General features: G+C 73.2%; 18 protein-coding genes and 2 pseudogenes. 4 read left to right on the top strand and 16 right to left on the bottom strand.

Annotated elements, in window-relative coordinates; all coding sequences use genetic code 11:
• Positions 1-114: 114 nt before the first annotated feature.
• The 3 genes and pseudogenes from nuoK to D2L64_RS23830 all read right to left on the bottom strand — a co-directional run.
• Positions 115-426 (bottom strand): annotated as a pseudogene (gene nuoK, locus D2L64_RS23840) (NADH-quinone oxidoreductase subunit NuoK); the annotation flags it as partial.
• A complete protein-coding gene (locus D2L64_RS23835; RefSeq protein WP_119579440.1) occupies positions 423-968 on the bottom strand; it encodes an NADH-quinone oxidoreductase subunit J family protein in 546 nt (181 codons plus the stop codon). The gene D2L64_RS23835 and the pseudogene nuoK, both read right to left, overlap by 4 nt.
• Positions 965-1702 carry a NuoI/complex I 23 kDa subunit family protein gene (locus D2L64_RS23830; RefSeq protein WP_233559117.1) on the bottom strand — a complete coding sequence of 246 codons (738 nt, stop codon included), beginning with the start codon at positions 1700-1702 and terminating at the stop codon, positions 965-967. Before D2L64_RS23830 ends, D2L64_RS23835 begins: the two co-directional genes overlap by 4 nt.
• Before the next feature lie 252 nt (positions 1703-1954).
• On the opposite strand from D2L64_RS23830, the gene D2L64_RS23825 reads away from it, so the two are divergent.
• Positions 1955-2989 (top strand): glutathione S-transferase family protein, encoded by a 1035-nt coding sequence (locus tag D2L64_RS23825; protein ID WP_119579439.1) that lies wholly within the window; start codon positions 1955-1957, stop codon positions 2987-2989.
• A gap of 125 nt (positions 2990-3114) precedes the next feature.
• On the opposite strand, the gene nuoH is transcribed toward D2L64_RS23825, so the two are convergent.
• Positions 3115-4077, bottom strand: a complete 963-nt coding sequence (gene nuoH / locus D2L64_RS23820; protein ID WP_119579438.1) for an NADH-quinone oxidoreductase subunit NuoH — start codon at positions 4075-4077, stop codon at positions 3115-3117.
• Complete coding sequence (locus D2L64_RS23815) at positions 4077-4883, bottom strand: NADH-quinone oxidoreductase subunit C (RefSeq protein ID WP_119579437.1); 807 nt, start codon at positions 4881-4883, stop codon at positions 4077-4079. The genes nuoH and D2L64_RS23815 overlap by 1 nt, the downstream gene beginning before the upstream one ends.
• A 149-nt stretch (positions 4884-5032) precedes the next feature.
• Here D2L64_RS23815 and D2L64_RS23810 point away from each other — a divergent pair, with 149 nt between their 5' ends.
• The gene (locus tag D2L64_RS23810) at positions 5033-6079 is read left to right on the top strand and encodes a glucose 1-dehydrogenase (RefSeq protein ID WP_119579436.1); all 1047 of its coding nucleotides are present in this window, start codon (positions 5033-5035) and stop codon (positions 6077-6079) included.
• Between the two features lie 17 nt (positions 6080-6096).
• On the opposite strand, the gene D2L64_RS23805 is transcribed toward D2L64_RS23810, so the two are convergent.
• The 5 genes from D2L64_RS23805 to D2L64_RS23785 form a co-directional block, all read right to left on the bottom strand.
• Complete coding sequence (locus D2L64_RS23805; RefSeq protein ID WP_119579435.1) at positions 6097-7410, bottom strand: DUF2252 domain-containing protein; 1314 nt, start codon at positions 7408-7410, stop codon at positions 6097-6099.
• Between the two features lie 64 nt (positions 7411-7474).
• Positions 7475-8110, bottom strand: coding sequence for an NADH-quinone oxidoreductase subunit B (locus tag D2L64_RS23800; protein ID WP_119579434.1), 636 nt, complete (start codon positions 8108-8110; stop codon positions 7475-7477).
• Between the two features lie 140 nt (positions 8111-8250).
• Positions 8251-9726, bottom strand: a complete 1476-nt coding sequence (locus tag D2L64_RS23795; RefSeq protein ID WP_119579433.1) for a pyridoxal phosphate-dependent decarboxylase family protein — start codon at positions 9724-9726, stop codon at positions 8251-8253.
• Complete coding sequence (locus D2L64_RS23790) at positions 9723-11243, bottom strand: MFS transporter (protein WP_119579432.1); 1521 nt, start codon at positions 11241-11243, stop codon at positions 9723-9725. The genes D2L64_RS23795 and D2L64_RS23790 overlap by 4 nt, the downstream gene beginning before the upstream one ends.
• 32 nt (positions 11244-11275) lie before the next feature.
• Positions 11276-11590, bottom strand: coding sequence for an MGMT family protein (locus D2L64_RS23785; protein ID WP_119579431.1), 315 nt, complete (start codon positions 11588-11590; stop codon positions 11276-11278).
• A gap of 61 nt (positions 11591-11651) precedes the next feature.
• Here D2L64_RS23785 and proB point away from each other — a divergent pair, with 61 nt between their 5' ends.
• Both proB and D2L64_RS23775 read left to right on the top strand, forming a co-directional pair.
• Positions 11652-12761, top strand: a complete 1110-nt coding sequence (gene proB / locus D2L64_RS23780; protein ID WP_199714734.1) for a glutamate 5-kinase — start codon at positions 11652-11654, stop codon at positions 12759-12761.
• Between the two features lie 19 nt (positions 12762-12780).
• Complete coding sequence (locus D2L64_RS23775; protein WP_267898688.1) at positions 12781-14088, top strand: glutamate-5-semialdehyde dehydrogenase; 1308 nt, start codon at positions 12781-12783, stop codon at positions 14086-14088.
• Between the two features lie 139 nt (positions 14089-14227).
• Here D2L64_RS23775 and D2L64_RS23770 read toward each other — a convergent pair whose 3' ends face one another.
• The 6 genes and pseudogenes from D2L64_RS23770 to D2L64_RS28575 form a co-directional block, all read right to left on the bottom strand.
• The gene (locus tag D2L64_RS23770; RefSeq protein WP_199714733.1) at positions 14228-15049 is read right to left on the bottom strand and encodes a prenyltransferase/squalene oxidase repeat-containing protein; all 822 of its coding nucleotides are present in this window, start codon (positions 15047-15049) and stop codon (positions 14228-14230) included.
• Positions 15050-15199: 150 nt separating this feature from the next.
• Positions 15200-16381 carry an adenylyltransferase/sulfurtransferase MoeZ gene (gene moeZ, locus D2L64_RS23765; RefSeq protein WP_119579427.1) on the bottom strand — a complete coding sequence of 394 codons (1182 nt, stop codon included), beginning with the start codon at positions 16379-16381 and terminating at the stop codon, positions 15200-15202.
• Positions 16382-16507: 126 nt separating this feature from the next.
• Positions 16508-17191 carry a DUF3152 domain-containing protein gene (locus D2L64_RS23760; RefSeq protein WP_233559116.1) on the bottom strand — a complete coding sequence of 228 codons (684 nt, stop codon included), beginning with the start codon at positions 17189-17191 and terminating at the stop codon, positions 16508-16510.
• A gap of 244 nt (positions 17192-17435) precedes the next feature.
• Positions 17436-18239, bottom strand: a complete 804-nt coding sequence (locus tag D2L64_RS23755; RefSeq protein ID WP_233559115.1) for a DUF3152 domain-containing protein — start codon at positions 18237-18239, stop codon at positions 17436-17438.
• Positions 18240-18358: 119 nt separating this feature from the next.
• Positions 18359-19333, bottom strand: a complete 975-nt coding sequence (locus D2L64_RS23750; RefSeq protein WP_119579449.1) for an alpha/beta fold hydrolase — start codon at positions 19331-19333, stop codon at positions 18359-18361.
• 23 nt (positions 19334-19356) lie between these two features.
• Positions 19357-21000 (bottom strand): annotated as a pseudogene (locus D2L64_RS28575) (hypothetical protein); the annotation flags it as partial.
• Between the last annotated feature and the right edge of the window lie 447 nt (positions 21001-21447).

The following is a 21447-nucleotide window of genomic DNA, read 5'->3' as shown; positions in this document are numbered from 1 at the left end:
TTGGGCACCCGGACCGGCGTCACCGGCCCCACCGGCGACGCGGCCGGAACCGGCGACGCGGCCCGAACCGGCGACGCGGCCCGAACCGGTGACGCCGGCGGGGATCGGTTCGGTGGCTGGGCCGTCGGCCAGCGGCACCTCGTCGACGGCGACGCTGGCCCGCATCCGGTAGAGCTGGAGCACGATCGCCAACCCCACGCCGATCTCGGCCGCGGCCAGCACGATCACGAAGAGCGCGAAGACCTGACCGCCCTGCGGCAGCAACGCTCGCGCCGTGGTGTCGGCGGTGATCAGGATCAGGTTGACCGCGTTGAGCATCAGCTCGACGGCCATCAGCACCAGGACCGCGTTGCGACGCCGCAGGACGCCGTACACACCAAGGCCGAAGAGCAGCGCGGCGGTGACGTACGGGATGACCGGCCTCACCGCGACCGCCCCGGCTCGCGGTCCGGATCGCCGGTGGCCTGCCGGGCGGCACCGATGTCCGGACGGGACAGCACGATCGCGCCGACCAGGGCCGACAGCAGCAGGATCGACAACACCTCGAACGGCAGCACCCAACTGCCGAAGACCTGCTCACCGATGCGTTCGGCGGTACCCGCCGCCGGCAGTTCCACCGTCGTCCAGCGGTACGCGTCGACCATCAGCACGGCCAGCCCCAGCCCGACCCCGCCGCCGATCAGCGCGGCCGGCCAACCGGGACGGTCCAGGTCGTCGGAGGCGCCGATCGGCGCGCGGGTGAGCATCACCGCGAACAACAGCAGCACCACGACCGCGCCGACGTAGATCAGCACCTGCACCCAGGCGACCAGTTCCGCGGCGAGCACCAGGTACAGCCCGGCCACCGCACCGAGGCAGACCACCAGATACAGCCCGGCGCGGACCAGATGCTTCGTGGTCACCACCAGCACCGCCGAGCCGACCGCCACCGCCCCCAGGGCGAGCAGCAGCACGTCCACGCCGGTCACCTGGTCGTACCTTCGCCGGCCGCCCCGTCGCCCGTCCCATCGGCACCGGTGGCCGGCTCGCTGCCGCCGGCCGGCTCAGGGCGGGTGGATTGCTCAGCGTCGGCCGGGGGTGGGACGGCGGCGGGTGTGGCCGGGCGGGCGGCGGGACGGGAGTCGGGGCGTACCGCCGGGGTGGTGGGACGGGCGGCGGCCGCGGCAGGGACCGCGGCCTTGCGCGCGGCAGCCGTCTCCTCCTTGGCCGGCTCGCCGTTCGGGTCGTGCGCGGGCGGCGGCGGCACGGTCGCCATCCACTCGCCCAGGTGATCCTTGTCGTGCAGCAGATCCTTGATGTCGTACTCGGCGTACTCGAACTCCGGCGACCAGTAGAGCGCGTCGAACGGGCAGACCTCGATGCAGATGCCGCAGTACATGCAGAGCGAGAAGTCGATGTCGAACCGGTCGAGCACGTTGCGCTGGCGGGGGCGGGCGGCGCCGGGCACCGCCACCTCCTCCTTGTGCGAGTCGATGTAGATGCACCAGTCCGGACACTCGCGGGAGCAGAGCATGCAGACCGTGCAGTTCTCCGCCAACAGCGCGATCACCCCGCGCGAGCGGGGCGGCAGGTCGGGGGCGACGTCCGGGTACTGCTGGGTGGTGGAACGCTTCGTCATCGTCTTGAGCGTGACCGCCAGCCCCTTGACCAGGCCGCTGCCCGGCACGCCGGCCGGCTCGCTTCGCTCGCTCATGCCGAACATCCTGCCCTGTGGCTTGCGTACGCGCGACCACCACCCGGAGGTCGGGTCCGGCCACCTCGGGCCCGCACGGCTGACCACTGCCCCACCCGAGGCGTCGGAGGGTCGGGATCTGCCCCGCCCGAGGCGTCGGAGGGTCGGGATCTGCCCCGCCCGAGGGGCCGGAGGGTCGGGATCTGCCCCACCCGAGGGGCCAGCCGGTCGAAGATCCGCCATGATGGGACCGGGAAGGAACCGGCGACACCTGGGGGCGACATGGGCGAGGGCGACACCAGCACCGGCGGGAAGTACGTCGAGCCGGGCGGCGAGTTCAACCGGGACCAGCGGTACATCACCACCCGGATCACCGCCGACGGGCGGGACGACTACCCGGTCGAACCCGGGCGCTACCGGCTGGTCGTCAGCCGCGCCTGCCCCTGGGCGAACCGGCTGATCATCGTACGGCGGCTGCTCGGCCTGGAGGACGTCCTCTCCATGGGCGTCACGGGACCGACCCACGACGCACGGAGCTGGACCTTCGACCTCGACCCCGACGGGCGTGACCCGGTGCTCGGCATCGAACGCATCCAGCAGGCGTACTTCGCCCGCTACCCCGACTATCCGCGCGGGATCACCGTGCCGGCCATCGTCGACGTGCCGACCGGGCAGGTGGTCACCAACGACTACGCCCAGATGAGTCTCGACCTCTCCACCGAGTGGACAGCCCATCACCGTCCCGGCGCGCCGCAGCTCTACCCCGAACACCTACGCGCCGAGATCGACGAGGTCAACGCGGTGGTCTTCAGCGACGTCAACAACGGCGTGTACCGCTGCGGCTTCGCCGGCAGCCAGGAAGCGTACGAGAAGGCGTACCACCGGCTGTTCGACCGGCTGGACTGGCTCAGCGAGCGGCTCGCCGGGCAGCGGTACCTGGTCGGCGACACCATCACCGAGGCAGACGTCCGGCTGTTCACCACGCTGGTCCGCTTCGACCCCGTCTACCACGGTCACTTCAAGTGCAACCGGCAGAAGCTCAGCGAGATGCCGGTGCTGTGGGCGTACGCCCGGGACCTGTTCACCACCCCTGGCTTCGGCGACACCGTCGACTTCGACCACATCAAGCGGCACTACTACGAGGTGCACCGGGACATCAACCCGACCGGCGTGGTACCCCTCGGCCCCGACCTGTCGAACTGGCTCACCCCACACGACCGCGAGGCCCTCGGCGGCCGCCCCTTCGGCGACGGCACTCCCCCGCCACCGCCACCCCAGACCGAACGCGTAACCCCCACCCACACCCCCCTGCCCTAACGTCCCCACCGACCCCGCACGGCCTTCCCACGCCCGCCTCCCGCCGCGCCACGCCGCGCCGCCTGCCGTGCCGCCTATAGAAGCGTCGCGGGTAGGGGTGCGGGGGTGGGCGCGGGTGGGGGTGGTTAGAGGGCTAGGCGGATGGTGGCGGTGAGGATTAGTTGGGCGAGGGCGGTGGGGACCAGGACCAGCCAGCAGAGACGCTGGAGTTGATCCTCACGCAGGCGGGGGTAGGAGACCCGCAGCCAGATGATCACGAAGCTGACGGCGGCGACCTTGAGCAGGGTCCAGAGCCAACCGAGCTGCTCGTCGGCGAACGGGCCCTGCCAGCCGCCGAGGAAGAGCACGGTGGTCAGCGCGGCGATCACCACGATGCCGACGTACTCGGCCAACAGCAGGAACGCGAAACGCAGGCCGCTGTACTCGGTCAGGTAACCGAAGACCAGTTCGGAGTCGGCCACCGGCATGTCGAACGGTGGCCGGCGGATCTCGGCCAGGCCGGCGAGGAAGAAGACCGCCATCGCCGGGGCCTGCCAGAGCAGCCACCACGGCTGCCACGCCTCGACGATGCCGGACAGGCTCAGTGTGCCGGCGGCCATCGCCACCGACGCGGCGGCCAGCACCAGCGGCAGCTCGTACGCGAGCAGTTGGGCGGCGCCACGCAGCCCGCCGAGCAGGCTGTACTTGTTGGCCGATGCCCAGGCCGACATCAGCACCGCCAGCACACCGACACCGACCACCGCGAGGACGAAGAACAGGCCGACGTCGAGTGGCTGCCCGACCAGGTCGTTCGGCCCGAGGGGGATCACCAGCAAGGCGAGCAGGTACGGCACCAGGGCCACCGCCGGAGCCAGCCGGAACACCGGACGGTCGGCGGCACGTGGGGTGATGTCCTCCTTCTGCACGAACTTCACCCCGTCGGCGACGAGTTGCGCCCAGCCGTGGAATCCGCCCGCGTACATCGGCCCGAGCCGGCCCTGCATGTGCGCCATCACCTTGTGCTCGGCCTGGCCCACCAGCAGCGGCAGGATGAGGAAGGCGGCCAGCACGCCACCGATCCGGATCACCAGCTCCAGCCACAGTGGCATCAGCTCGTACCCCCCTCGTCGGGTGCCGGGCCAGCATCGGAGGCCGGGCCAGCGGCGGGTGCCGGGCCGGGCTGCGGGGCGTCGGTCGAGGTCGGCGGTGGTGCGGCGGCGGAACCGGGGGTACGGGGGGCGCGTGCGCCCGGTGCCGGGCGGGCGGGTCGTTCCCGGGCGGGCCGGGCCGGGGTACCGCCGCGCGGCCCCTCCCCGGCGCCACCGGCTCCCGCCGGGGTCGGCACCACACCCCACTCGCCGGGTGCGGGGACGCCCGGCGGCCGGATCGGTCGCCGACCGCCGCCGGCCTCCGACTCACCCGGTTCCTTCGCCCCCGGCCAGGGCTTCGCCACCCGGGACGCGAGCACGAACTCCTTGCGCAGCGGATGCCCCTCGAACTCCGGTGGCAGCAGCAACGGCCGCAGGTCGGCGTGCCCGGCGAAGTCGATGCCGAACATCTCGTGGGTCTCCCGCTCGTGCCAGGCGGCCCCCGGGTAGACCGACACCACCGAGTCGATCGTCGGGGTCGACCGGGGTATCCGCGCCCGCAGCAGCAGGCCGTGTCGATGCCGGGTGGACCACAGGTGGGCCACCACCTCGAAGCCCTCGGCCAGCTCGTCGACGGCCGACAACCAGTCGAAGAAGTCGCAGGCCAGCTCGGTGTCGTCGCGGGCGGCCAGCAGCGCCGCCCGCCACTGCGCCGGGGGGACGTCGACGGTGCCGCGGGCGTACGCCTGGCCTCCGGAGACCGCCGCGGTGACCTCGACGGGCGCGAGTAGCGCGACGAGCCGCTGGCCGATCTCCTCCGGTGTCATGACGCTGATCCTATGGCCGAGCGCGGCCGAACGCGCCAGCCCGGTGCAGGCGGCCCCGGCCGACGGCGCCCGGCGGTCGGGTACGCGCGGTCGGGTGGAGATCCGGGCTTTGCCGGCGCCAGCGGGGTGGCGCCCGCGAGGATTGGCCGGTGCGTGCTGTGACTGTCATCCCCGGAGTGCCCGGATCGCTGCGCCTGCTCGACGACTATCCGGAGCCGCCGACCGAGGAGGGTTCGATCCTGGTGGAGGCGGTCGCGGTGGGGATCTGCGGCACCGACCTCGAGATCATCGAGGGGCAGTACGGCGAGGCCCCGCCCGGCACGGATCACCTGGTGATCGGGCACGAGTCGTTGGGCCGGGTGATCGAGGATCCGACCGGCACCCTGCAACCCGGTGACCTGGTCGCCGGGATCGTCCGGCATCCGGATCCGCTGCCCTGCCCGAACTGCGCCGTCGGCGAGTGGGACATGTGCCGCAACGGGATGTTCACCGAGCACGGCATCAAGGCGCTACCCGGCTTCGCCCGGCAGCGGTGGCGGCTCCAGCCCCGCTTCGCCGTGGGGCTCGACCCGACGCTCGACGAGGTGGGCGTACTGCTCGAACCGACGAGTGTGGTCGTCAAGGCATGGGACCACATCGACCGGATCGGCCGGCGGGCGGAGTGGCAGCCGCGGACCGCGTTGATCACCGGTGCCGGACCGATCGGCCTGCTCGCCGCGCTGCTGGCCAGCCAGCGCGGGCTCTCCGTACACGTGCTGGACCTGGCCACCGAGGGGCCGAAGCCGGAGCTGGCCGGCGCGCTCGGCGCCACCTACCACTCGGGACCGCTGGACCAGCTCGACTTCGAGCCGGACGTGATCGTCGAATGCACCGGCGCGCCGGTGGTCGTCCTGGAGGCCATGTGCAGGGTGGCCCCGACGGGGATCGTCTGCCTGGCCGGGGTCTCCAGCGGCGGCCGGATCATCGACTTCGACGCCGGTGCGCTGAACCGGACCCTGGTGTTGGAGAACAACGTCGTCTTCGGCTCGGTCAACGCCAACCGGCGGCACTGGGACGCCGCCGCCGAGGCGCTGTCCCGGGCCGACCGGTCGTGGCTCGGTTCGCTGATCACGCGCCGGGTGCCGCTGTCCGAGTACGCCAGCGCCTACTCCCCCGGGCCGCAGGACATCAAGGTGGTCATCGACTTCACCGTCTGATCCGCAACCCGGCCGGGTCAGATGCCCGGCAGCCGGCCGTTGCGGAACAGGTCCACGAAGAGCTGGTGGTCCTGCCGGGCCTGTACGCCGTACGCGTGGGCGAAGTCGACCAGGTGCCCGACGAAGCCGGCGGGATCCGTGTCGACGGCCGCGACGACGGCCTCCTCGGTGGAGTAGTCGACCAGGTCGTGGCTGGACTCGTCGTCGGCGACCGAGTGCATCCGGGCCACCGCCCGCCCCAGGTCGGCCAGTACGCCGGCCAACTCCTCGGGCTCGTTGACGTCCGCCCAGTCCAGGTCGGCGGCGTACGGGGAGACCTCGGCGACCAGTTGACCCACCCCGTCGAGTTCGGTGAAACCCACCCAGGGGTCGGCGTGCGCCTGCAACGCGCGCTGCGACTCGGCGGTGCGGTGACCCTGGTGCCGGAAGTAGCCACGGACCCGCTCGTCGTCGACGTACCGGGCCACCGCCGGCACCTGGGCCTGCTTCATGTAGATGACGACGTCGTTCTCCAGCGCCTGGGTGTGCCCCTCCAACAGCAGGTTGTACGACGGCAGTCCGGCCGAGCCGATGCCGACCCCCTTGCGCAGCACCACGTCCTTGACCTGCGCCGCCACCGGCCGGGCCGGGGTGGTGGCCGGCAGCGTGTCCAGGTAGTCCTGGAAGGCGGCGCAGACCCGGGCCCGCACGTCGCCGTCCACCTCGTACACCCCGTCGCCGAGGGAGAACCGCCGCTCGTACGCGTCGATGGTGGTCTGCGCCCGCAGCAGGTCGACCCGGGTGTTGAGCCGGGCCTGTTGGAGCACCCGGCGCAACACGCCGTCGGCGTTGTCCAGGGTGATCGAGCCGATCGCGTCGTCGCCACCGGCGGCGATGGCCCGCAGCTCGGTCAGGTACGACTCGGCGAAGCCGGTCACCAGCTCGGTGATCACCCGGTCGGAGAGCGCCTTGGTGTAGCCGATCAACGCGACGCTGGCCACGAAGCGCCGCAGATCCCAGGTGAACGGCCCGACGTACGCCTCGTCGAAGTCGTTGACGTTGAAGACCAGCTGACCGGAGCCGTTCATGTAGGTGCCGAAGTTCTCCGCGTGCAGGTCGCCGTGGATCCACACCCGGCTGGTCCGCTCGTCGAGGAAGCGGTCGTCGGCGAAGTCGCCCCGCTGGTCGGCGTAGAAGAGGCTGGCACTGCCCCGGTAGAACGCGAACGGGGAGGCCGCCATCTTGCGGAACTTGCGCCGGAAGGCGGCCGGGTCGAGCGCCATCAGGGTGCCGAACTCCTCGGTCAACACCTCGACGATGAAGGCGGAGCGCCGCTCCGCGACGTCGGTCATGGCTCGTACGCTAGCCGCCCACCGCCACCGGACGGCCTGGGCGCGACCGGCGCGTCACGCCGACTCAGGCGGTCGGTGGGCGTACCGGTGGGGCGGTCAGCGAGGCGGTGGAGCGGGACGCGGCGCCCGTCGCCGGGGTGCCGGTCGACGCGGCTTCGGCCGACGGGGTGTCGGCCGACGGGGTGTCGGTCGGCGGGGTGTCGGTCGGCGGGGCGAGCAGGTCGGGGCGGGGCACGCCGCCGACGCCGGACTGCTCGGCGGCGATCTTCTCCTGGAGGCGGAGGATGCCGTGCAGCAGCGCCTCGGGCCGGGGCGGGCAGCCGGGCACGTAGACGTCGACCGGGATGAGCTGGTCGACCCCCTTGGTCACCGAGTACGAGTCCCAGTACGGGCCGCCGCAGTTGGAGCAGGCGCCGAACGAGATGACGTACTTCGGCTCGGGCATCTGGTCGTAGAGCCGCTTGATCGCCGGGGCCATCTTGTCGGTGACGGTGCCGGAGACCACCATCAGGTCGGCCTGCCGGGGACCGTGCGCGAACGGGATCACGCCCAGGCGCATGAAGTCGTGCCGGGACATGCTGGTCGCGATGAACTCGATGGCGCAGCAGGCCAACCCGAAGTTGAAGACCCAGAGCGAGTAGCGCCGGCCCCAGTTCAGCACGAACCGGATCGGCTCGCCGAGCACCGCCGGCAGCTGCACGACCGCCCCCTTCCCCTCCCCGACAGTCAACCACAGCCCCTCGGAAAGGAGGGGACCGCTACTGACGCCTCGCGTAGCAGCAGGCCCCTCCCTGACGTGCCCCTTCTCGACGTGCCCTTCTCGACGTGCAACGCAGCCGGTCAGTACGACGGGCGTTGCAGCAGGCTGACGAACTCGACCAGCAGCCGCTCGCGCAGCGCCGGGGCCGCGGCGTCGAGCAGGGTGTTCACCGGCGCCATCCGCTCCGGCAGCCCGCCGCCGGCACCGAGGCCCAGCCCGGCCGCCAGGCCGGCGACCAGGTCGGCGGTCAACGCCTCCGGGGAGAGCGCGCCGGCCAGGGCGAGCAGTTCCGGTGGGAGGGTGACCGGACCGGTCACGCCGGCCGCCGTGACCGCCTCGGCCAGGTCGGGGCCGAACTCGGCCGCCCGGGGGGCCACCGCGGCGGTCACCGTCAGGTGCACGCTGCGCGGCAGTCCGGCGTACCCGAGTTGGGGCTGGGTGTGCCAGCCCCGCGCGGCCAACTCGTCGACCAGGACGAACAGGTCGGGCCCGGAGTCGGTGGTGGTGAAGCAGACCACGGTGGACGCCGGCTCGGCGACCAGGCGCAGCCCGTCGACCCCGCGCACCGCGTCGGCGAGTACCCGCACCGCCTCCCGGGTCTGCCGGGTCAGCTCCAGGTAGCCGTCGTCGCCGAGGTGCCGCAGGGTCGCGTACGCGGCGGCGATCGGCCCGCCGGAGCGGGTGGAGGAGATCACCGGGTTGACCATCGTGTAGCCGGGCCAGTCGGCGTACGCGAAGTACTGCGGTGCGCGCAGCGCCGGGTCGCGGTGCAGCAACACGGAGACGCCCTTCGGCGCGTACGCGTACTTGTGCAGGTCCACCGAGATGGAGGTGACGCCGGGCACGGCGAAGTCGAAGGCGGGTACCGGTGCGCCGAGGCGACGCAGGTACGGCAGCGTCCAACCGCCGAAGCAGGCGTCCACGTGGCAGCGCACCCCGGCCGCGGCGGCCACCTCGGCGATCTGCTCGACGGGATCGATGACGCCGTGCGCATACGACGGTGCGGAGCAGACCACCAGCACCGTCTCCGGCCGGATCGCGGCGGCCACGTCGGCGACCGCCGGCCGGAGCGTGTCCAGGTCGACCGGCACCGAATCGATCTCCACCCGCAGGTAGTGCGCCGCCTTGGCGAACGCGGCGTGCGCGCTCGCCGGCACCACGATGCGAGGTTCGTCGATCTCCGGCCGGGCGTCCCGGGCGGTCTTCACGGCCAGGATCAGTGACTCGGTGCCACCGCTGGTGACGCTGCCGACCACCGCCGGCGCGTTCGTGCCGGGCCCACCGCCGAGCAGCCGGGCCGCCGCCCCCACCAGCGCGTTCTCCATGGCGAGCAGGGAGGGAAACGCGGTCGGATCGAGCCCGTTGACATGAGCGCTCTCGGCGTACGCCGCCGCGGCGAGCTCCTCCAGCCCCGCAACGCCCGGGTCGTAGACGTACGCGAACAGCCGCCCGCCGTGCGTGGGCCGGTCCATCCCCCGCAGTTCGCGGATCTCCGCCAGCACCCGCTCCGCCGGCACTCCCTGCGCCGGCAACGCCGACCGGTCTTCGTCGATCATGAAGTAGTGATGCCCTTTCCGTTCGGTTCAGCGGCTGCCGCCCCGACCACGACTGCACGATCGGGTGCGGTGGCCACGTCGGTGGTGGGTCCGAGGTGAGCTTCGGTGAGGTCGTAGGGGCGCAGGAACAGGATGGCCAGGGCGATGAGCAGGGCCGGAAGGAGGGTGAAGCCGAGCAGGACGCCGAGGCGGGCGGTGTCGGACTGGGCGGCGGCGGTACCGGTGGTGGAAGAGACGTAGCCGGTGAGGGCCAGCACCAGACCGTAGATGCCGGGGCCGAGGGCCAGGCCGAAGGTCTCCCCGGCGGTCCACAGGCCGGTGAAGACGCCGGCCTGGCGACGGCCGGTACGGGCGGTGTCGTACGCGATGCAGTCCGGCAACATGGCCAGCGCGAACACCTGTTGCCCCGCGTAGCCGACGCCGAGCAACGCGACCAGCAGGTAGATCACGACGGTGGGCAGCAGCGGCGCCACGACCAGCGCCAGCCCGCCGGACGCCAGGATCAGCGAGGCCAGCACCAGGGCGGCGAGCTTGCCCAGCCGGGCACCCACCCGGGACCACAGCGGCATCACCACCAGCGCCGGCCCGACGAAGCAGACGAACAGCAGCGTCGGACCGGTGGCCGAGTCACGCAGGATCTGGTCGGCGAAGTACTGCACCCCGGCGAGGATCGTGGCCACCCCGGCCGACTGCACCACGAAGCAGAGCAGCAGCGCCCGGAACGGACGGTTGCGCCCGGCCACGGCGAGCTGGGCGCGCAGGCTCGGTTCGCTCTCGCCCACCTCACCCCGGGGAGCGGAGCGGGTGCCGAGGAAGGCGCCGACCGCGCCGACTGCGATCAACGCGGCGACGAACAGCCCCATCCAGCGGTGCCCCGGCAGCCCACCACCGGCGGCGTCGCGGACCAGCGGCGCGAGCGCACCGGCGGCCAGGATGGCCAGCGCCAGCACCGCGATCCGCCAGGTCATCATCCGGGTACGCTCGGCGTAGTCGGAGGTCAACTCGGCCGGCATCGCCACGTACGGCACCTGGAAGAAGGCGAACGCGGTCGCGGTGGCCAGGAAGGCGACGGCGACGTACGCCCCGGCGGCCGGACCGGCGCCGAACGGTGCCGCGAAGATCGACCCGAACAGCACGGCCAGCGCCAGCCCACCGAAGAGCAGGTACGGGCGGCGGGCGCCCCACCGCGACCGGGTGCGGTCGGAGATCCGCCCGGCGACCGGGTTGACCAGCACGTCCCACGCCTTCGGCAAGAGCACCAGCAACGCGGCGACGCCCGCCGCCACGCCGAGCGTGTCGGTCAGGTAAGGCAGCAGCAGCAAGCCCGGCACCGTGCCGAACGCCCCGGTGGCCAGCGAGCCGGCCGCGTACCCGACATGCACCTTGCGCGGCAGCCGGGCCGGTGCCGCGACGGGTGCCCCGGGATCAGGCGACGAACCGGAACCGGTCGGCGAGCCGGGATCTGGCGACGAGCCGGGATCTGGCGACGAGCCGGAGCCGCCCGGCGGTGCACTCATAGTGCCGAATGTTACTCACGTTACGCCTCCGGTCACATCCCCTCACCGGGCCACCAACTGGCCGTTCGCATGTCCACCCGGTCCTGGCGCAACGGGGTGCCCTCGCTGAGCCAGCGCGCCCGCGCCTCGGCCGCGAGCCGGGGCGGCATCGCACCGGAGGCGTTGACCACCCGGTGCCAGCCGACGGCCCCACCGTGCCGGGCCATGATCGCCCCCACCAGCCGGGCGGAGGCCCGGCCGGAGCGCTCGGCGAGCGCGTCGGCCACCGCCCCGTACGACATCACCCGGCCCGGCGGGATCCGGTCGACCAGTTCCAGCACCGCCTCGACGTACTCGTCTGGTGTCACAACCGGCCAGAGTATGGGAACGCCGACGGACCGCCCGGCGACGACCACGCAGAATAGGCGGGTGCGCGACGCAGTCACGGCGGCCCGGCGGGTCGTCGTCAAGATCGGATCTTCCTCGTTGACCACCGCCACCGGCGGGCTGGACGACGAGCGCCTCGACACGCTCGTCGATGCCCTCGGCACCCGGACCGCCGACGGCCGCGAGGTGGTGCTCGTCTCCTCCGGCGCGATCGCCGCCGGCCTGTCCCCGCTGGGTTTGACCCGGCGACCACGCGACCTGGCCACCCAGCAGGCCGCCGCGAGCGTCGGCCAGGGCCTGCTGATCGGCCGGTACGCCGCCGCCTTCGCCCGGCACGGTCGCACCGTCGGCCAGGTGCTGCTCACCGTCGACGACGTGACCCGGCGCGCGCACTACCGCAACGCGTACCGCACCCTGCGCAAGCTGCTCGACCTGCGGGCGGTGCCGATCGTCAACGAGAACGACACGGTCGCCACCGAGGAGATCCGGTTCGGCGACAACGACCGGCTGGCCGCGCTGGTGGCCGCGCTGGTCGACGCCGACCTGTTGGTCCTCCTCTCCGACGTCGACGCCCTCTGGACCGGCGACCCGTCGCGGCCCGGCTCCCGCCGCATCGCGGAGGTACGCGACGAGACGGACCTGGTCGGGGTCGACATCGGCGGCAGCGGACGCTCCGGCGTCGGTACCGGCGGCATGGTGACCAAGGTCGAGGCGGCCCGGATCGCCACCGGCTTCGGCATCCCGGTGGTGCTCACCTCCGCCGCGCAGGCCGTCGCGGCGCTGGCCGGCGAGCCGGTCGGGACGTACTTCCAGCCCAGCCTCAGCCGGCCGGCGGCCCGGCTGTTCTGGCTCGCCCACGCGACCTCGCCCCGCGGTCGGCTGCACCTCGACCCGGGCGCGGTGGCCGCCGTGGTGGGTCGGCGCAAGTCACTACTGCCGGCCGGGATCACCGCCGTCGACGGGGCGTTCACCGCGGGCGACCCGGTGGACCTGGTCGACACCGCCGGTGCGCCGGTCGCCCGTGGCCTGGTCAACTACGACGCGGTCGAGCTACCCGGACTACTCGGTCGCTCCACCGCGGAACTTGCCGCGGCGCTCGGCCCGGCGTACGAACGGGAGGTCGTGCACCGCGACGACCTGGTGCTGCTGTGAGCCGGGACGACGTGACAACATGGGGCCCCTCCGCCACCCGAGGCGTCAACAGGGAGCCCTTCCTTACCCGAAGGAGCATGGGATGAGCGTGACCGAGCAGGCGCGCCGGGCACGGACGGCGGCGGAGACCCTCGCCGTGACGACGCGTACCACCAAGGACGCCGCGCTGCACGCGATGGCCGACGCGCTGGTGGCGCGTACGCCGGAGATCCTGGCCGGCAACGCGGCGGACCTGGCGGCCGGGCGCGAAGCCGGACTGAGCGCGGCCGTGCTCGACCGGCTCGCCCTCGACGAGGACCGGGTGGCCGGCATCGCCGACGCGCTGCGCCAGATGGCCGCGCTGCCCGACCCGGTGGGTGAGGTGGTCCGCGGCTCGACCCTGCCCAACGGGCTGGAGCTACGCCAGATCCGGGTACCGTTCGGCGTGGTCGGCATCGTCTACGAGGGGCGGCCGAACGTCACCGTGGACGCCGCCGGCATCTGCCTGAAGTCCGGCAACGCGGCGCTGCTGCGCGGCTCCTCGTCGGCCGCGCACTCCAACGCCGCGCTGGTCGCCGTGCTGCGGGACGCGATCACCGGTGCCGGCCTGCCGGCCGACGCGGTGCAGCTGCTCGATGCCAGCAGCCGCGACTCGGTCAAGGAACTGATGCGGGCCCGGGGCCTGGTCGACGTGCTGATCCCGCGCGGCGGCGCGTCGCTGATCCGGACCGTGGTCGAGGAGTCCACCGTGCCGGTGATCGAGACCGGGGTGGGCAACTGCCACGTCTACGTGGACGCCGCCGCCGACCTGTCGATGGCCGTGTCGATCGCCCTGAACGCGAAGACCCAGCGGCTGTCCACCTGCAACACCGCCGAGTCGCTGCTGGTACACGCCGCCGTCGCCGAGGACTTCCTGCCGGCGATGCTGGCCGCCTTCGCCGAGGCCGGCGTGACCGTGCACGGCTCCGCCGAGGTGGCACGCCTCTCCGACGCGGTGGTCCCGGCCACCGACGAGGACTTCGCCACCGAGTACCTGTCGGCGGACATCTCGGTCGCTGTGGTCGACTCCCTCGACGCGGCGGTCGAACACATCCGGCGGTACGGCACCGGCCACACCGAGGCCATCGTCACCGACTCGCAGTCCGCCGCCCGGGAGTTCGTGGCCCGGGTCGACTCGGCCGCGGTGATGGTGAACGCCTCCACCCGGTTCACCGACGGCGGCGAGTTCGGCTTCGGCGCCGAGATCGGCATCTCCACCCAGAAGCTGCACGCCCGTGGCCCCATGGGCCTGCCCGAACTGACCAGCACCAAGTACGTAGTAACCGGCACCGGCCACCTCCGCCCCTAACCCTCCCTCCCTCCCTCCTCCGAGCCCCTCCGCGTCCCTCCGTGTTGATCATGAAGTTATTGCCAGCGGCAAGCGCTTCCCCGTGCAATAACTTCATGATCAACGCGGAGGGACGGGCGCGGAGGGACGGGGGGTGGGGTCAGCGGAAGGCGCGGATTGCGGCGAGGGTGGTGTGTACGTCGAACTGGTGGCCGTCGTCGCTGGTCCACCCGCCGTCGCTGCGTTGGGTCTCGGCCAGCCGGCGGCGGGCCGCCACCAGGGTCCACTCCTGCTCGTCGACGCCGACGCGGCGTAGCGTCGCGGCGAGCCACGCGGCGTCGGTCGGTGACGCCTGCGGGATCCGCTCGGCGAGCACCGCCTTGATCCGGGCCGACTCGTAGAAGAGCTGTTGCCGGTGCAGCACCGCGGCGCTCAGCCAGCCGGTGGCGAGGTACGACGGCCAGCTCCCGTCGGGGTTGAGGTGGGCGGCGAGCGCCTGGCCCGCGGCGTGCACCACCCCGGCGTACGCTCCGCCGACCCGGTGGTCGAGTGGCCCGGCGGCGCGGGCGTCCAGGCCCGCCACGGTGAGCCAGAAGGCGGCACTGGCGGTCAGGTACAGCCGTGCCTCGGGATCGCCGGGGCGGGCCCACTCGGGCGCGACGTCGGCGAGCGCCGCGTCCTCCTCCCAGCAGCCGTCCTGCCGCTGGCCGGCGGCCAGCCAGTCCAACGCCCGCCGGGCGGCCGGGCGGCTCAGCGCGCCGAGGTCGTCGAGTTCGGCGAGGCGGAAGCAGGTCGCGTCGACCGAGGCGACCTCGTCGCCCCAGGAGGCCGGCCAGCCGCCGCCCAGGGTCTGGCCGACCTCGGCGCTGTCCAGCGTCTCGGCGGACGGCGACGCGCCGGTACGCAACCAGGAGAGCCGGGCACGCTCCACCGCGTCCCCGTGTGCCACCACGAACCCGATCGCGGCGTCGATGTCGACCACGGCGGTCAGGCTACCGGCGCAAACATGATCCCGCCTCGGAGAATCGGGCAGCCGACACCGGCCCGACGGCAGGTTCGAGCAGGGCGAAGTGACCGATGTCGAGTGGGCCCCTCCGCTACCCGGAGGCGTCGAGAGGGGCCCTTCCTCACGTCAGTACGCGGGCAGTGAGGGGTCGATCTGCTTGATCCAGGAGAGCACCCCACCCTGCACGTGTACGGCGTCGCGGAATCCGGCCGCCTTCAGCGCGGCCAGCGCCTCGGCGGAGCGGACGCCGGACTTGCAGTGCAGCACGACCTGCTTGTCCTGCGGCAGCTTGGCGAGCGCCTCTCCGGAGAGGATCTCGCCCTTGGGGATCAGCGTGGCGCCGGGGATGCGGACGATCTCGTACTCGGCCGGCTCCCGCACGTCGACGAGGAAGATGTCCTTGCCGGCGTCCTGCCACTCCTTCAGCTCGGCCGCGGTGATGGTCGCGTCGAGCGTCGCCTCCTGTGCCTCCACCGACACCGCGCCGCAGAAGTCCTCGTAGTCCTCCAGCAGGTCGGTGAGGGTGGCGTTCTCGCCGCAGAGCACGCAGTTCGGATCCTTGCGGACCTTGATCTTGCGGTAGCTCATCTCCAGGGCGTCGTAGACCATCAGTCGGCCGACCAGCGGCTCACCGATGCCGGCGAGCAGCTTGATCGCCTCGTTGACCTGGATCGAGCCGATCGAGGCGCAGAGCACGCCGAGCACACCGCCCTCGGCGCAGGAGGGAACCATGCCGGGCGGCGGGGGCTCCGGGTAGAGGCAGCGGTAGCAGGGGCCGTGCTCGGCCCAGAACACCGACGCCTGGCCGTCGAACCGGTAGATCGACCCCCAGACGTACGGCTTGCCGAGCAGCACCGCCGCGTCGTTGACCATGTACCGGGTGGCGAAGTTGTCCGTGCCGTCGACGATCAGGTCGTACTGCGCGAAGATCTCGCGGACGTTCTCCCGATCCAGCGCGGTGTTGTGGATCTCGACGTTGACCAGCGGGTTGATCTCACGGATGCTGGCCGCCGCCGACTCGGCCTTGGACCGGCCGACGTCGGAGACGCCGTGGATGATCTGCCGCTGCAGGTTGGACTCGTCGACGGTGTCGAAGTCGATGATGCCGAGGGTGCCGACTCCGGCGGCGGCCAGGTACATCAGGGCGGGCGAACCGAGTCCACCGGCGCCGACACAGAGCACCCGGGCGTTCTTCAGCCGCTTCTGCCCGGTCACCCCGACATCCGGAATGATCAGGTGGCGTGAGTAGCGGCGGATCTCGTCAACGGTCAGCTCGGCGGCAGGCTCGACGAGCGGGGGCAACGACACGATGAACTCCCCGGGATCGATGTGGCGGACAACCGGCCCATTGTCGCTCGGTCACCCACCCATCGACCATGAGCAGCGACACGTCGCCCGGCATGCGGGAGCGGGAATACCGGCCGGGGCGCCGGGTCAGGGGACGACGTCGCCGGCGTACCGGTGGCCGTCGAGGTACGGCCAGGCGTTCGCCACGCAGCCGGTCAGGCCGTACGTCTGCTGCTGCATCACCGGCGCGGGGTGGCCGGGGCCGGGGCAGGCCTCGTGCCACTCGCCGAACTCGTGCCCGACCTCGTGGTTGATCACGTACGCCCGGTAGACCTCGATCGGCGCGCCGTAGTCCGGCACCGCCTCCAGCCAGCGCGCCAGGTTGATGATCACCTGTCCGGGCAGGCGACACGAGGTGTACGCCTCGGTGTCCAGGCCCCCCTCGGCGCACATCGCCTCGGAGGTACGCGGGCTGGCCAGGTAGACGGTGAAGTCGGCGTCGGCGGCGACCCGCTGCACCCGCAGTTCGCCCGAGCCGATCCAGCTGCGCGGGTCACCGAGCACCGCGTCGACATCCGCCGCGAAGCCGGCCGGATCCTGCCCGGTGCCCTGCTCGACGGCCACCCGGTAACGTGCCAGCGGGCCGTCGGATCCGTGCACCGGTGAGTCCCCGTCGGCGAGCTGGAAGCTGCCGGCACCGACGCTCGGGTACGCGCTGGGCTGCTCCACCGCCCCGTACGCGAGCCGGCTCTGGCCGCCGGCATCCCGGGCGGGCCGTCGGTCGTCACCGCCCCGGCCGAGCAGCACCGTGGCGGTGACCGCGAGCGCCACCGTGAGGCCGAGGGTCGTGACCAACCGGCGCCGCCGGTACCGGAGCGCGGACACGGGCGCGGCCGCGGGCACGGGCACGGCCGCGGGCACGGGCACGGGCACGGGCACCGTCGGCCGATCCCCCGCCGAAGGGTGCCCATAAAGGGGTGAAGAGGGCATGACACCATCGTCGCATGCCAATCGGGCATATCTGCGCTTTATCGACGCGTGGCGCATTCCGTCACACGGATTCCCGTTTACCGGATCAGAGTGGCGGTCCCGCGTAACGCCGGCCGTCGAGATACGGCCAGGGGTTCGCCACGCAGCCCTTGAGGAAGAGCGTCTGCTGCATCATCACCGGAGCCGGCTTCCCCGCGCCCGGGCAGCGTTCGTGCCGGTTACCCAGCTGGTGGCCGACCTCGTGGTTGATCACGTAGGTGCGGTAGACCGACAGCGGCACCCTCGCCTCGACGAAGTGCGGCACCGAACGCCACCACCGTTCCAGGTTGATGATCACCTTTCCGGGGGCCCGGCAGGAGGTGTACGGTCGCCCGCCGACCCGGATGTCGACCCCGCCGGCCGCGCACATCCGACCCGCCGTCGTCGCCGTGGCGAGGTAGACGGTGAAGTCGTACCGGGACGTGGTGTCGACCTGTCGCAACCGCAAGCGCCCGCTGTCCACCCAGCTACCCGGACCGGTCAACGCCTCCTGCACGGCCGCGGCGAACTCGTCCGTGGTCACCTCCGAACCGGACTCCACCGCGACCCGATAGCGCTGCACCCCGCCGGCCCCGCCGAGCACCGGCCCGGTCCGCTCGTCGTAGTCGAAGCGACCACGCCCGTCCGACGGCACCGGGCCGGCCAGTTGCCACACCGGCGCTGGCGGCGACGGCGTGGCCGTGGGCGGAGTCGGCGACGGGGTCACCACGGGTGGCGGAACCGCCGCCAGCAACGGAGCTGCCGAGGAGCCCGGGTTCGTCTCGTCGGCGTCGGCCCGGTCGGGCAGCCAGCCCGCGCCGCCGGCGACCAACGCCACCGCGGCGCCGACCGCCGCCACCAACACGGCCACCCGGGCCACCAGCTCCGGCCGACGCCGGGTTGGCCCGCCCCCCGGGCCGTCCCCCGAAGCCGGCGGACGGGCGTGTCGACCAGGCTGCCGGCGGTGGCTACGGGGGCTGCGCATCCTGGTCATCCTGCCAGGTCAGCCTGCTGCCGCACCTCCCCCGTCTCGGTGAGCAGCCCGAGCACGGCCCGCGCGACCAGGCGCGGCACCTCCAGTTGCGCCACGTGCCCCACGCCGTCGAGCATGAGCAGTCGGCTGTCCGGGATCACCCGGGCGGTCTGCGGTGCCACCCGTACGTCGACCAGCCGGTCCCGCCGCCCGCCGACGACCAGGGTGGGGGCCGGGATCGAACCGGCCATCCGCCACAACGACCCCGAGCCCGGCAGGTACGACCGGAGGAAGCTGCCGACCAGTCCCCGGAACGTCCGGACGTACGCCGCCGCGTAGTGCTCCGCCTCGTAGCGCACCCGGATCTCCTCCAGCGCCTCCTGCCGGCGTTGATCACAGATCCGGCTCAGATCGGCCACGCAGGCCTCCATCACCTGCTGGGCCATCACCTCCGGCGCCAGTTGGGCCAGCCGCCAGGCGGCCAGGCGTTCGGCCCGGGGGATCGCCAACAGCGGCAGCATCCGGCCCTGCAACGACCGGCGGAAGTCCAGGAACGGCAGGGCCGGCGACACCAGGGTCAACGTCCGGACCAGCTCCGGCCGCAGCGCGGCCACCCGCACCGAGATCGCCCCGCCCAGCGAGTTGCCGAAGAGGTGCACCGGGCCCCGGCCGGAGTGCTCGATCCAGCGGATCACCCGCTCCGCGAAGAACGGCACCGTGTAGCGCGGGCCGGGCTCGCTACGACCGAAGCCCGGCAGGTCGATCGCGTGGCCGTCGAGCCGGTCGGCGAGCAGGCCGGCCAGGTCGGTCCAGTTCTGCGCCGAGCCGCCGAGCCCGTGCACGTACAGCGCCGGTTCGGCGTCCGGTGCGGTGGCCGGCGTCTCCCGGACGTAGGTGACCGTGCCGTCCAGGCGGACCTGGCGGCCGGGCCACGGCGGGGGTACCGAGTGGGCGGGCAGCAGCCGGTCGGGTGCGAGGGTGGCGGGCTTCACCACTCCAGTCTGCCCCGGCCGGCTCAGGCCAGCAGTGCCTCCAACCGACGATTCACCGCGGCCAGGGTGGCGCGTACCACGGCCTGCCGGGGGTCGCCGGCCACCAGGGCGGAGCCGGCGAGCTGCTCGACCCAGCCGTCGCAGACCAGCAGCACCACGACGGTGGCCACCTCACAGTTGCCGAACGGCACCACGGCGGCGTGCTCCACGAAGCACCGTCCCCGGTCGGCGGTGGTGCCGGCGCCCCGCAACAGCTCGTCGATCGCGGCGGCGGCGGCCACCGCGCAGAGGCGCATGACGTACCCGTCGACGGCGGGGCCGGTCGCATAGCCGGCCGCGCTCTGTTCCCCGGCGATCAGCCGGACCTCGACGGTGGCGTCGAGGCCGAAGGTACTCACCTGCACGTGGTCGAGGACCACCCGGGGGCCGGGCGCGCCGCCGGTGTCCAGTGGCCGGGACGGCGCCGACTCCGTGGTGGTCAACTGTCCACCGGAGTACGAGGCGCCGAGCGTCACCGGGCTGCCCGGTGGACCGACCTCCTCCACCACGGCGCGGCCTCGGTTCGGGGCGGGCGCGGGGCGCCGTCGGCGCAGGTTCTCCGGCACCGGCTCGGCGCGGGCCGTCACGGTCTCGGCCCGCGCACCCGCCGGCCGGTTGGTGGGACGCCGGGGCTCACCGGCGGACACGTCGCCGCCGCGGTTCTCGCTGGAGCGGCGACGCACCGGCGCGGCCGCCGTGCCCGGCATGCCGCGGGGTGCGGCGGCCAGCCCCATCCGCTCCTGGAGCAACCGGGCGACCTGCCGGCTCACCTCGGCCGGGTCGGCACCGTCGGAGAGGTCGAGGCGCAGGCTGTGGGCGCCGGCCGGGGTACGGCGCAGCGCGGCGTCGCGTACCCCCTCGACGCCACGGACCGCGTCGAGGATCGCGTTGACGTCGAAGCCCTCGGGTCGCTCACGCAGCGGGGCCGGCTCGTCGTCCCGGCGCAGGTGGGTGGCAATCCGGGCGAGTTCCGGAGTTTCGGCGGGTGGCTCCACGGCAGGCGGCTCCGGCACTACGGGCACGTCCGGCTCGGCGGGGACGCGCTGCGGCAACACCGCCGACGTGCTGTCCGGTGACCGACCGTTGGCCGGTTCCGCCGGTGGCACCGGTTCGGACGCTGATCGACGTGCCGCGTAGGGGACTGCGCTCGTCGGTACGGGCGCGGACGGGGTGCGTTCCCGGCGGCCGGGCCCACCGGCGGCCGCACCTGCCACCGGATCGACCACGGTCGGTGCCGGGTTGGCCTCAGGAACGGCCGGCGGGGCACTGGTCGGCGAGGTTCCGGCGGGTGGCGAACTGGCCGGGCGCAACGCCCACGGCAGGCGCTCGTCCGCCGGTGGCTGGCTGGTCGCCCGGGTACCCCAGGGCAGCCCCTCGTCGGCCGGCGCCGCACTGACCGGGCGGGCCCACGAGGGACGCTCACCACCCGGTGCGCCACTGACCGGCCGGGCACCCGACGCCGGCTGCTCGTCGGCGGACCTGGCCGCCCAGGAGGGACGTTCGGCGGGCGGGGCGTCGGCCGGCGGGCTGCCCCACGAGGGGCGCTCCGGCGGGGCGCCGGCCGGAGCGGTCGCCCACGCGGGCCGGTCGGTCGAGGCCGGTGCGGCGACGGGCGCATCCCACGACGGCCGGTCCGCCGCCGGCGGGGCGCTGGCCTGGCCGGTTGCCCAGGCGGGCCGGTCGGTCGAGGGTGGTGCACTGGTGGGCGTGGCCGCCCACGGGGGCCCGGCCGCCGCGGCCGGTTCGCGCGGGTCGGCCGGCGCCGGGCCGCTCTCGGGTCGGGACGGCTCGTACGGGCGGGGACGGTCCACGGGTACCGCCTCGTAGGGGCGGGTCGACTCGGCGCGTACCGGCTCGTACGGTCGGCTCGGCTCGTGGGCCCAGGTCTGTGCCGGCGCCTCACGCGACCGGCGACCGGCCGGTTCCCCCTCGCCACGCGCCCAGGCCGGGGCCCAGTCGCTGGGTGGGCCGGACCGGGCCCAGCTCGGCCGCTCGTGCTCGGCCGCCGAGGGCTCCGCCGGCCGCTGGTCGGCGGGCGGGTGCTCGGCGGCCGACCGATCGGTCGCGGCCGCCCC

The sequence above is a fragment of the Micromonospora radicis genome (assembly GCF_003583405.1).
Taxonomy (GTDB): Bacteria; Actinomycetota; Actinomycetes; order Mycobacteriales; family Micromonosporaceae; genus Micromonospora; species Micromonospora radicis.
Note: the sequence above shows the minus strand (reverse complement) of the source record. Positions and strands in the feature narration are given on the sequence as shown.

Excerpts from the sequence above, each read along its gene's own strand:
- nuoH (WP_119579438.1), bottom strand. The coding sequence starts at position 4,077 with ATGCCACTGTGGCTGGAGCTGGTGATCCGGATCGGTGGCGTGCTGGCC.
- D2L64_RS23790 (WP_119579432.1), bottom strand. The coding sequence starts at position 11,243 with ATGAGTGCACCGCCGGGCGGCTCCGGCTCGTCGCCAGATCCCGGCTCG.
- D2L64_RS23825 (WP_119579439.1), top strand. The coding sequence starts at position 1,955 with ATGGGCGAGGGCGACACCAGCACCGGCGGGAAGTACGTCGAGCCGGGC.
- D2L64_RS23795 (WP_119579433.1), bottom strand. The coding sequence starts at position 9,726 with ATGATCGACGAAGACCGGTCGGCGTTGCCGGCGCAGGGAGTGCCGGCG.
- D2L64_RS23830 (WP_233559117.1), bottom strand. The coding sequence starts at position 1,702 with ATGTTCGGCATGAGCGAGCGAAGCGAGCCGGCCGGCGTGCCGGGCAGC.
- D2L64_RS23815 (WP_119579437.1), bottom strand. The coding sequence starts at position 4,883 with ATGACACCGGAGGAGATCGGCCAGCGGCTCGTCGCGCTACTCGCGCCC.
- D2L64_RS23805 (WP_119579435.1), bottom strand. The coding sequence starts at position 7,410 with ATGACCGACGTCGCGGAGCGGCGCTCCGCCTTCATCGTCGAGGTGTTG.
- D2L64_RS23775 (WP_267898688.1), top strand. The coding sequence starts at position 12,781 with ATGGGGCCCCTCCGCCACCCGAGGCGTCAACAGGGAGCCCTTCCTTAC.